This is a genomic window from Mesorhizobium sp. (assembly GCF_004962925.1).
Lineage (GTDB): Bacteria > Pseudomonadota > Alphaproteobacteria > Rhizobiales > Rhizobiaceae > Mesorhizobium.
Genome location: NZ_SUEO01000041.1, coordinates 31858 through 34683, shown reverse-complemented (window position 1 = coordinate 34683; position 2826 = coordinate 31858). Strand labels below are relative to the sequence as shown.

The 2826-nt window shown below is 63.0% G+C and carries 2 protein-coding genes and 2 pseudogenes; 3 read left to right on the top strand and 1 reads right to left on the bottom strand.

Going from position 1 to position 2826, the window contains the following annotated elements; genetic code table 11:
• Positions 1–468 (top strand): annotated as a pseudogene (locus E5W87_RS11385) (NAD(P)/FAD-dependent oxidoreductase); the annotation flags it as partial.
• A gap of 52 nt (positions 469–520) precedes the next feature.
• Here the strand turns inward: E5W87_RS11385 and chrA are convergent.
• A pseudogene (gene chrA, locus E5W87_RS11380) lies at positions 521–1708 on the bottom strand (chromate efflux transporter).
• Positions 1709–1906: 198 nt separating this feature from the next.
• On the opposite strand from chrA, the gene E5W87_RS11375 reads away from it, so the two are divergent.
• Both E5W87_RS11375 and E5W87_RS11370 read left to right on the top strand, forming a co-directional pair.
• Positions 1907–2332, top strand: coding sequence for a VOC family protein (locus E5W87_RS11375; RefSeq protein WP_292397082.1), 426 nt, complete (start codon positions 1907–1909; stop codon positions 2330–2332).
• Positions 2333–2510: 178 nt separating this feature from the next.
• The coding region (locus E5W87_RS11370; protein ID WP_292397080.1) for a M17 family peptidase N-terminal domain-containing protein at positions 2511–2826 on the top strand (316 nt) is incomplete at its 3' end.

Genomic DNA, 2826 nt, shown 5'->3' with positions numbered 1-2826 from the left:
GCGGCAACGCAGCGCCTGGTTTTCGGCGACCTGACGAAGTTTGGCCTGCCGCCCGCGTCCTCGGGAGGCGCAAGCCGCCTGACCGCCGATTACACTGCCATCGCCACAGACGACGGCGCCGTCCGCGCCATCAAGGCCGGTGAGGTCGTGGTACTGCCGCAGGTAAGGGAATTTACCCGCGACGGTGTCATCCTCGACAACGGCAACCTGATCGCGCCCGATATCGTCATCGCGGCAACCGGCTACCGCACCGGGCTCGAACGCATGGTCGGCAAGCTCGGTGTCCTCGACGGCAAGGGCGTTCCGCTTTTCAACGGCGGCGAGACCGACCCGAAATTGCCCGGCCTGTGGTTTACCGGCATGCGGCCAAGCATTCGCGGCTGCTTCGCCAATGCCCGAATTCAGGCCAGGGCAATCGCCAAGGAAATCACAAGGGCGATGAAGGTTTTCCCGCTCATCCCCGAATGATCGAGCAGCTTCGTCTTTGCCGGCATTGGGGATTCCGATGCTGTCGTCTTTTTCAGATCAGGTGCAGGCTCGTTCCAGCCGCAGCCAGAAGAACGACCACCATCCAGGGTGGCGCTTCCAGACGGTGAGCAGGAGGAAACCCGTGAGGGCGAGGGCGAAATCGCGAGGTGTAAAACGGCACTGGTCCAGACCGGGCTGTAGAGTGCGGCGGCGAGGATGCCGACGACGGCGGCGTTCGCGCCGCGAATGGCGGCCTGGGCGACGGGGAGCGAACGCAGTGCGTCCCAAAAGGGCAGCATGCCATAACCCAACAGCATGCCGGGCAGGAGCAGCGCCACGAGCGCAATGGCTGCGCCGATAAGGCCATTCGGCGCAGGTCCCATTACCGCTCCGAGATAGGCGGCGAACGTAAAGAGCGGCCCGGGAACAGCCTGTGCCAAGCCGTATCCAGCAAGGAAGGCTTCGTTGGTGACCCATCCCGGCCCAACGACTTGCGCCTGGAGCAGGGGCAGCACGACGTGGCCACCGCCGAAGACGAATGAACCCGACCGGTAGAAGGCATCGAATAAAGCGAGTGCTTGAGAGCCGGTCGCGGTGACGGCAAGCGGAGGCAACAGGAGAAGCGCCCCGAAGAGGACCAGCGCGACCCCGCCGCTTCGCCGGCTGACCGGAAAACTCAAATGGCCGGAGATCGGTGCAGCCTCTCCGCGGCGGAACGACAGGCCTGCGCACGCGCCGAGCCCGATGGCCGCGATCTGTCCGAATAACCCCGTAAAGATGACGACGATCGCGATCGCGGCAAGGGCGATGCCGGCGCGTGCGCGATCGGGCGTGAGGGTTCGCGCCATGCCCCAGATGGCTTGAGCGACGACCGCAACGGCGACCAGCTTGAGGCCGTGGAGGAACCCTTCGGCTACCGGCCCTGTAAACGCTGCCGCTCCGAGCGCAAAGGCGAACAGAATGATTGCCGACGGCATGGTGAAGGCAAACCAGGCAGCGAGACCGCCGAGCAGCCCATTGCCGGGCAAGACGCCGAGCGAGAAGCCGACCTGACTGGAGGCGGGACCGGGCAAGAACTGACAGAGCGCGACCAAGTCGGCGTATGCACCCTCGCTGAGCCATTTGCGCCGCACGACCAATTCATCCCGGAAGTAGCCAAGATGGGCGATCGGGCCGCCAAAGGAGTCAGGCCGAGTTTAAGAAAGACCCAGAACACCTCGCCCGGCGAGCCCCGTTTCAGGCGATGGCCGGACGCGCGATTGCTCCCGCCAGGGCCGGCGCCAGCATGCGAGGTATCATTCACTGACCTGTCTCCTGATCGTTTTTTGCAAGGATTGGCCAAACTGGAGAACAGCCCGACATACACCAGCACGTTCCTCGCGGTTAGGTTTTCAGAAGAGAACCCCTGGTTCATGCTCGGGAGCGTTGCCGATAGTGGATGCCTTTTGATAAAACGCTGCTGCTCAAACTGAAAGGGTCCTTGGTCATGACACCGGCCAGCATTCGCTACATTGTCGATGATGTCGCCGCCTCCGTTGATTTCTATACGGGATATCTGGGCTTCTCCATTGAACAGGACGCACGGCCGGCTTTTGCGTCTGTCACGCGTGGTCCGCTACGCCTTCTCTTGAGCGGCCCCGGCAGTTCCGGTGCCCGGGCGATGCCGGATGGTCGCCGGCCGGTGCCAGGAGGGTGGAATCGCTTGCTGTTGCTGATGCCGGACCTGAAGGAGGAGGTTGCGCGCCTGAAGAGCGCCGGGCTTGTCTTTCGCAACGATATCATAACCGGCGTCGGTGGCTCTCAAACCCTGCTCGAGGATCCATCCGGGAATGTGATCGAGCTGTTTCAACCGGCCGCCCATTGACCGGAAGAGACAAAGCGGTTCCATCGGTTTGATCCGCGATGGGGCGCGAACGGCTGAAAGGCCAATTAAACCAAGGCTTGAAAAATAGGGTGGTGCTTCCGGTCGGAAACGGCCAAGTATCGGGTTTCGTCAAGGCACTCTCCCAAAAACCCAACGCCGTTCCCGAAAGCAGGACATGATGACTTCGAGACCTTCGATCGCCTTCGCCAAATTCGCAACGCCCAAAAAGGGCAGTGTCTTCGTGCTGGCGGCCAACGATGGCGGTCTCGGCGACGCGGCAAAGGCTTGCGATCCGGCAAAGACCCTCGAGCGGGCTTTTCCGGTGGCCGACTTTTCCGGCAAGTTCGCCGGCCTGGTCGAAGTGTTGGCGCCGGAGGGCACATCGCTCGACCGGCTGGTGGCGGTCGGCGCCGGCAAGGTCTCGGGGCTCGACGACCATGCCTGGCTCAAGCTTGGCGGCACCATCGCTGGATCCTTGCGCAAGGCGACCGAGG